The sequence below is a fragment of the Bartonella sp. TT110JLCBS genome (assembly GCF_042193405.1).
GTDB lineage: Bacteria > Pseudomonadota > Alphaproteobacteria > Rhizobiales > Rhizobiaceae > Bartonella.
In genome coordinates, this window is the sequence record NZ_JBHILT010000151.1 from 1 (window position 1) to 922 (window position 922).

1 pseudogene is annotated in these 922 nt (G+C 47.7%); it reads right to left on the bottom strand.

What is annotated here, in order from left to right:
* Positions 1-284: 284 nt before the first annotated feature.
* Positions 285-922, bottom strand: a pseudogene (locus tag ACFILW_RS10125) (hypothetical protein); the annotation flags it as partial.

Genomic DNA, 922 nt, shown 5'->3' on the forward strand with positions numbered 1-922 from the left:
GCTGTAACAACCGCCCCAATGGCGGTCTGATCAAATGTTGCTAAAGGACGGGAATCCTCACCAGCCTCTACAATGCGAATCCCATGATTAAATTCTATTGCCATCTTGCTCTCCAAATCAATGAAGAGAGAATAACAACCATCACCATGCTCGATAAGACTGACACTGTCAGTCAAAAAAAGCCCTTTCAAAGGGCTTTGAAAGAGCAATAAAAGGACTTAAAAACATATAAGCTCGCTTATACAATAAGCACCATTTGAATTGTGCTCTCTTTGATTATGTATTTAATCTTTCCACAATCTTATGAGGACAGCGCCATCAGCTCCAGCGCCGCTTGGAGAGGAATCTCCATGAGAGCCAGCACCACCTCCACCAAAACCACCCCCTCCTTTTCCTGAAGCACGAAAACCTTTTCCTGTTCCTCCAGGACCACCTCGAGATGTATCACCCCCAGCATCACCACCACTTCCACTTACACCACCACGGTTACCATCTGTTCCAGGATGGCCATTCTCGCCCTTGAAAAGACCGGGGCGATCATTCGTCGCCAAGCCAAAATTTCCCCCCACTCCTCCAGCTCCACCATTTCCTGGAAAAGATGATGAATAAGCCCCTCCACCACCATGACCTCCTGTTGCTGTGATAAAATCCTTGCCAATGATTGTTGTTCCACCAGAATTCCCTGTCGCACCACGCGAGGCAACAGAATCTCCTCCTTTACCAACGATGATAGCTTCATTCCCAGCTAAACTCGCTTTATAGCCATACCATACTGAACAACCGCCTCCGCCTCCGCCGCCTCCTAAATATGAACTATAAGCTCCACCACCACTACCCCCACCACCCCATGCTTGGATCTCAACTTTAGTTTTATCGGTAACCCAATCGGGCCATTGAATTTTCCCATCCTGTGTATAGAGCA